This is a genomic window from Pseudomonas sp. PS01300 (assembly GCF_029960155.1).
Taxonomy (GTDB): domain Bacteria; phylum Pseudomonadota; class Gammaproteobacteria; order Pseudomonadales; family Pseudomonadaceae; genus Aquipseudomonas; species Aquipseudomonas palmensis.
Map to the genome: position 1 here is coordinate 1 of NZ_JASCPN010000112.1, position 7,219 is coordinate 7,219.

Below are 7,219 nucleotides of genomic sequence, written 5' to 3' on the forward strand. Positions count from 1 at the left end.
GGCCGGCTCCTACAGAAGGTCGCACCAACCTGTAGGAGCCGGCCTTGCCGGCGAACACCTCGACACCGCTCTAAAGCGTCAACCACCCCGCATACAACGCATACGCCGCCACCCCCGCCCCCACCAGCACCGCCGCGAAAATCAGCTTCTCCCACCCGGTGAACAGCGGCTGCCCCTGCTCGTGCTTGGCGCGGTAGAACAGGATCACCCCCGGCGCGTACAGCAGCGCCGACAGCAGCAGGTACTTCAGCCCCCCGGCGTAAAGCAGCCAGATCGCATACACCAGCGCCACCCCGGCCACCAGCAGGTCCTTGCGCCGCGCCCCGGGGTGGCGCTCATAGGTTTCCCCGCGCAGTGCCAGCAGAAACGCATAGGCCGCCGACCACAGGTACGGCACCAGGATCATCGATGACGCCAGGTAGATCAGGCTGGTGTAGGTGCCCGCAGAGAACAGCGTGATCAGCAGGAACAGCTGGATCATGCAGTTGGTCATCCACAGCGCATTGACCGGCACATGGTTGGCATTCTCGCGGGTCAGAAACCGCGGCATGGTCTTGTCGCGGGCGGTGGCGAACAGGATCTCGGCACACAGCAACGCCCACGACAGCAGCGCCCCCAGCAGCGACACCGCCAGCCCCAGGCTGATCAGCAGCCCGCCCCAGGGCCCGACGATATGCTCCATCACCGAGGCCAGTGACGGGTTCTGCAAGCCGGCAAGCTCCGGCTGGGTCATCACCCCCAGCGACAGCACGTTGACCAGCACCAGCAGCGCCAGCACCCCGAGAAAGCCGATCACCGTGGCCTTGCCCACGTCCGAACGCCTTTCGGCACGGGCCGAATACACGCTGGCGCCCTCGATGCCGATGAACACGAACACGGTCACCAGCATCATGTTGCGCACCTGGTCCAGCACCCCGCCGAACTTGGGGTTGCTCAGCCCCCAGATGTCGCGGGTGAAGATATCGGCACGAAACGCCACCGCCGCGATCACGATGAACATCACCAGCGGCACCACCTTGGCCACGGTGGTCACCAGGTTGATGAACGCCGCCTCCTTGATGCCGCGCAGTACCAGAAAGTGCACCGCCCACAGCAATAGCGAAGCGCAGGCGATGGCGATCGGCGTGTTGCCCTCCCCGAACACCGGAAAGTAGAAGCCCAGGGTGCTGAACAGCAGCACGAAGTAGCCCACGTTGCCCAGCCAGGCGCTGATCCAGTACCCCCAGGCCGACGAAAAGCCCATGTACTCGCCAAACCCGGCCTTGGCATAGGCATATACACCCGAATCGAGCTCGGGCTTGCGGTTGGCCAGGGTCTGGAACACGAACGCCAGCGCCAGCATGCCCACGGCGGTGATGCCCCAGCCGATCAGCACGGCGCCGACATCGGCCCGGGCGGCCATGTTCTGCGGCAGCGAGAAGATACCGCCACCGATCATCGAGCCCACCACCAGCGCGACGAGCGCACCCAAGCGCAGTTTCTGTCCTGGTTCGGACATGCAGTTCCCCTTTTCGTCCCGCGTTGTCATGGTGCTGTTACACACTAGGCCTAAATATAAGCACAGCCCTGACGTTTATAGTGGATTGTCTTCAAAACTATAACCTTCATAACTAGTACGTCTATGCCGAGGCGAACTAAACAGTGAGTTTTGCGTACCCCATCTACTTCATCAAGCAAACAAGATCTTTTCTCGTCAAAAATTTGCTAAACCCGTAAAAGCGACTAGCTTCAAATCTCGCAGCCATTCAGAGCGAATGCTCTAGAAAAAGGCTGGAGGTGCCATTGCACAAGGCTTGCGGGGTGTCGGCGAGGCGCCGGCTGCAGCGCTTCAAGTCCTTCAACAACAATGGAATGTATCAATGAACTGACCTGAATCAGCTCTCGTCACGCTTGCTGGATTTATTCTGGCATCTCTCTTCTCCTGGAATGGAGTTATCCAATGTCAGACACTCCCGGAAAACTACGACTGGGTGCGTTAGTCGCACTTGTAGTGGGTTCCATGATCGGCGGCGGTATCTTCTCGCTGCCGCAGAACATGGCCGCCAGCGCCGATGTCGGCGCCGTGCTGATCGGCTGGGGCATCACCGCCATCGGCATGCTGACCCTGGCCTTCGTGTTCCAGACCCTGGCCAATCGCAAACCTGACCTGGACGGCGGCGTATACGCCTACGCCAAGGCCGGCTTTGGCGACTACATGGGCTTTTCGTCCGCCTGGGGCTACTGGATCAGTGCCTGGCTGGGCAACGTGGGCTACTTCGTACTGCTGTTCAGCACCCTGGGCTACTTCTTCCCGATCTTCGGCGAAGGCAACACCCCGGCGGCGATCATCGGTGCCTCGATCCTGCTGTGGGCAGTGCACTTTCTGGTGCTGCGCGGCATCAAGGAAGCGGCGTTCATCAACCTGGTCACCACCGTGGCCAAGGTCGTGCCACTGGCGCTGTTCATCCTGATTGCCCTGTTCGCGTTCAAGCTGGACATCTTCACCGCCGACATCTGGGGCACGATGAACCCGGACCTGGGCAGCGTGATGAACCAGGTGCGCAACATGATGCTGGTCACCGTGTGGGTGTTCATCGGCATCGAGGGCGCCAGCATCTTCTCGGCCCGCGCCGAAAAACGCTCCGACGTGGGCAAGGCCACCGTGATCGGCTTCATCACCGTGCTGCTGTTCCTGGTACTGGTGAACGTGCTGTCGCTGGGCATCATGACCCAACCGGAACTGGCCAAGCTGCAGAACCCGTCGATGGCCGCCGTGCTCGAGCACGTGGTCGGTCACTGGGGCGCGGTGCTGATCAGCGTCGGCCTGATCGTCTCGCTGCTGGGGGCCCTGCTGTCGTGGGTACTGCTGTGCGCCGAGATCATGTTCGCCGCAGCCAAGGACCACACCATGCCGGAGTTCCTGCGCCGCGAGAACGCCAACCACGTGCCGGCCAACGCCCTGTGGCTGACCAACGCCATGGTGCAGATCTTCCTGGTCATCACGCTGTTCTCGGCCAGTACCTACCTGTCGCTGATCTACCTCGCCACCTCGATGATCCTGGTGCCCTACCTGTGGTCGGCGGCCTATGCGTTCCTGCTGGCACTGCGCAGCGAAACCTATGAACAGGCCCTGGCCGAACGCAAGAAAGACCTGATCATCGGCGGTATCGCACTGCTCTATGCCATCTGGCTGCTGTACGCCGGTGGCGTCAAGTACCTGCTGCTCTCGGCCCTGCTGTATGCCCCTGGCGTGGTGCTGTTCGCCAAGGCCAAGCGCGAGGTGGGCCAACCGATCTTTACCAACGTGGAGAAGCTGATCTTCGCCGCCGTAGTCATTGGCGCCCTGGTGGCGGCCTATGGCCTGTACGACGGCTTCCTGACTCTGTAACCCCCCGTATTCGCAACTTGGAGGAAATGAACCATGTCCACGGAAAAAGCTAAGTACGGCGTACATTCCGAAGCCGGCAAACTGCGCAAAGTGATGGTTTGCTCCCCAGGCCTGGCCCACCAGCGCCTGACCCCGAACAACTGCGACGAACTGCTGTTCGACGACGTACTCTGGGTCGCCCAGGCCAAGCGCGACCACTTCGACTTCGTGACCAAGATGCGCGAGCGCGGCATCGAAGTACTGGAAATGCACAACCTGCTGACCGACATTGTCGCGATGCCCGAAGCACTGGACTGGATTCTGGAGCGCAAGGTCACCGCCGACTCGGTGGGCCTGGGCCTGATCAACGAAGTGAAATCCTGGCTGCGCAGCCTGGAGCCGCGACACATCGCCGAGTACCTGATCGGCGGCGTCTCGGCCGATGACCTGCCCGACAGCTTCGGTGGCAAGACCATCCAGATGTTCCGCGACTTCCTGGGCCACTCCAGCTTCATCCTGCCGCCGCTGCCCAACACCCAGTTCACCCGCGACACCACCTGCTGGATCTACGGCGGCGTGACGCTGAACCCGATGTACTGGCCGGCGCGTCGCCAGGAGACCCTGCTGACCACCGCCATCTACAAGTTCCACCCGCAGTTCACCAATGCCGATTTCGAGATCTGGTACGGCGACCCGGACAAGGACCACGGCAACTCCACCCTCGAAGGCGGCGACGTGATGCCTATCGGCAACGGCGTGGTACTGATCGGCATGGGCGAACGCACGTCGCGTCAGGCCATCGGCCAACTGGCGCTGAACCTGTTCAAGAACAAGGCCGTGGAACGCGTGATCGTGGCCGGGCTGCCGAAGTCCCGCGCTGCGATGCACCTGGACACCGTGTTCAGCTTCTGCGACCGCGACCTGGTCACGATCTTCCCCGAAGTGGTGAACCAGATCGTCGCCTTCACCCTGCAACCCGACGAAGGCAAGCAGGGCGGCATCGACATCCGCCGCGAAGAAGCCAGCTTCCTCGATGTGGTGGCCAAGGCCCTCAAGCTGCCCAAGCTGCGCGTGGTTGAAACCGGTGGCAACAGCTTCGCCGCCGAACGCGAGCAGTGGGACGACGGCAACAACGTGGTGGCCGTGGAGCCGGGCGTGGTCATCGGCTACGACCGCAACACCTACACCAACACCCTGCTGCGCAAGGCCGGTGTCGAGGTCATCACCATCAGTGCCGGCGAACTGGGCCGCGGACGTGGGGGCGGCCACTGCATGACCTGCCCGATCGTGCGCGACCCAATCGACTACTAAAACGACCATCGTCCGGCCGCGCCCACAAGGCGCCGGCCGGGCCGATCAGCCCTTTGCGTTCTAAAAGAACAGGAGCAACATCATGGCGTTCAACATCCACAACCGCAGCCTGCTGAGCCTGGAACACCACACCCCGCGCGAGCTGCGCTACCTGCTGGACCTGTCCCGTGACCTCAAGCGTGCCAAGTACACCGGCACCGAGCAGCAGCACCTCAAGGGCAACAACATTGCGCTGATTTTCGAGAAGACCTCGACCCGCACCCGTTGCGCCTTCGAAGTGGCCGCCTATGACCAGGGCGCCAACGTCACCTATATCGACCCCAACTCCTCGCAGATCGGCCACAAGGAGAGCATGAAGGACACCGCCCGCGTGCTCGGGCGCATGTACGATGCCATCGAGTACCGTGGCTTCAAGCAGGAAGTGGTCGAGGAACTGGCCAAGTTCGCCGGCGTACCGGTGTTCAACGGCCTCACCGACGAATACCACCCCACCCAGATGATCGCCGACGTGCTGACCATGCGCGAGCATGCCGACAAGCCGATCCACGACATCAGCTACGCCTACCTGGGCGATGCGCGCAACAACATGGGCAACTCGCTGCTGCTGGTCGGCTCCAAGCTGGGCATGGACGTGCGTATCTGTGCGCCCAAGGCCCTGTGGCCGCATGACGACCTGGTGGCACGCTGCAAACAGTACGCAGAGGAAAGCGGTGCCCGCATCACCCTCACCGAAGACCCGAAAGCTGCGGTCAAGGGCGTGGACTTCATCCACACCGACGTGTGGGTATCGATGGGCGAGCCGGTCGAAGCCTGGGGCGAACGCATCAAGCAACTGCTGCCATACCAGGTCAACGCCGAGCTGATGAAGGCCACCGGCAACCCACGCACCAAGTTCATGCACTGCCTGCCGGCGTTCCACAACTCCGACACCAAGGTCGGCAAGCAGATCGCCGAGCAGTACCCGCACCTGGCCAACGGCATCGAAGTGACCGATGACGTGTTCGAGTCGCCGGCCTGCATCGCCTTCGAGCAGGCGGAAAACCGCATGCACACGATCAAGGCGATCCTGGTGTCGACCCTGGCCGACCTGTAACCCCGCCGGGAGCCGGCGCTGCCGGCTCCTGCACCCTAGAAAGGACATCATCATGCGTATCGTTGTTGCATTGGGCGGCAACGCCCTGCTGCGCCGCGGCGAGCCCCTTACCGCCGACAATCAGCGCGCCAACATCCGTATCGCCGCCGAACAGATCGCCAAGATCCACCCCGGCAACGAACTGGTCATCGCCCACGGCAACGGCCCGCAGGTCGGCCTGCTGTCGCTTCAGGCGCAATCCTACAAACCCGACGAAGCCTACCCGCTGGACGTGCTCGGTGCCGAAACCGAAGGCATGATCGGCTACATCATCGAACAGGAGCTGGGCAACCTGCTGGATTTCGAGGTGCCCTTCGCCACCCTGCTGACCCAGGTGGAAGTGGACGCCAACGACCCTGCCTTCAAGGACCCGACCAAGTTCATCGGCCCGGTTTACGGCAAGGAAGAAGCCGAGCGCCTGGCCAAGGAAAAAGGCTGGGTGGTCAAGGCCGACGGCGACAAGTTCCGCCGCGTGGTGGCCAGCCCCAAACCCAAGCGCATCTTCGAGATCCGCCCGATCAAGTGGCTGCTGGAAAAGAGCAGTATCGTGATCTGTGCCGGGGGTGGCGGCATCCCCACCATGTATGGTGAGAACGGCAAGCTGCAGGGCATCGAGGCGGTGATCGACAAGGACCTGTGCTCGTCGCTGCTGGCCGAACAGCTGGACGCCGACCTGCTGGTGATTGCCACGGACGTGAACGCGGCGTATGTCGACTTCAACAAGCCGACCCAGAAAGCCATCGCCCAGGCCCACCCGGACGAACTGGAGCGCCTGGGCTTTGCCGCAGGCTCCATGGGGCCGAAGGTGCAGGCCGCTTGCGACTTTGCCCGGCACACCGGCAAAGTAGCGGTTATCGGCTCGCTGGCCGATATCGAAGACATCGTCAAGGGCACTGCCGGCACTCGGGTGAGTACGTCCAAGCCGGGTATCGACTACCGTTGATGCAGTTGGGCGGATCTGCAGGTCCGCCCGTTTCAACCTTCCAGAGGAGCCGCCATGGCCATATTCGAACCCGGTCATCTGCACATCGAGCGCCATGCGCTGAACAAGGCCGATTACAGCTACAACCTGTGCATCGACTACAAGGTTGAGCAGGATCCCAAGGAAGGCAAAGGCATGAGTTTTCGCATGCATGGCACCATCGAGGACAAGCCGATGGACGAAACCTTCTTCATGCCCAAGGACCAGGCCTTCGACTTCGCGCGGCAGGCCTCGATCATCGCGCAGAAGTACGGCATGCCCAAAACCGCCAGCATCAGCTCGCTGCACAAGATCTACGACATGATGTTCGAGGATGTGCGCGCACAGCTCGATGTGAAATCGGGCGACCCGGTCAAGCCCGAGCACCTGGGCTAGCTCACCACGACCTCATCGCGGGTCAAGCCCGCTCCCACAAAAATCACCTGCGCCTGTGGGAGCGGGCTTGACC

General features: G+C 62.2%; 6 protein-coding genes. 5 read left to right on the forward strand and 1 reads right to left on the reverse strand.

The features are described from left to right. Positions 1-70: 70 nt before the first annotated feature. On the reverse strand, positions 71-1,498 hold the full coding sequence (gene arcD / locus QMX96_RS26180; protein WP_054915087.1) for an arginine-ornithine antiporter: 1,428 nt from the start codon (positions 1,496-1,498) through the stop codon (positions 71-73). 441 nt (positions 1,499-1,939) lie between these two features. On the opposite strand from arcD (QMX96_RS26180), the gene arcD (QMX96_RS26185) reads away from it, so the two are divergent. The 5 genes from arcD (QMX96_RS26185) (at position 1,940) to QMX96_RS26205 (ending at position 7,146) form a co-directional block, all read left to right on the forward strand. Beyond that, positions 1,940-3,367: an arginine-ornithine antiporter gene (arcD, locus tag QMX96_RS26185; RefSeq protein ID WP_054915088.1), complete on the forward strand. Its 1,428-nt coding sequence runs from the start codon at positions 1,940-1,942 to the stop codon at positions 3,365-3,367. A gap of 33 nt (positions 3,368-3,400) precedes the next feature. Then, a complete protein-coding gene (gene arcA, locus QMX96_RS26190) occupies positions 3,401-4,657 on the forward strand; it encodes an arginine deiminase (RefSeq protein WP_116052963.1) in 1,257 nt (418 codons plus the stop codon). Between the two features lie 82 nt (positions 4,658-4,739). Further along, complete coding sequence (locus QMX96_RS26195; protein WP_043862424.1) at positions 4,740-5,750, forward strand: ornithine carbamoyltransferase; 1,011 nt, start codon at positions 4,740-4,742, stop codon at positions 5,748-5,750. Positions 5,751-5,802: 52 nt separating this feature from the next. Further along, a complete protein-coding gene (arcC, locus tag QMX96_RS26200; RefSeq protein ID WP_043862425.1) occupies positions 5,803-6,732 on the forward strand; it encodes a carbamate kinase in 930 nt (309 codons plus the stop codon). Between the two features lie 54 nt (positions 6,733-6,786). Further along, positions 6,787-7,146, forward strand: coding sequence for a DUF5064 family protein (locus tag QMX96_RS26205; RefSeq protein WP_043862426.1), 360 nt, complete (start codon positions 6,787-6,789; stop codon positions 7,144-7,146). Positions 7,147-7,219: the final 73 nt, after the last annotated feature.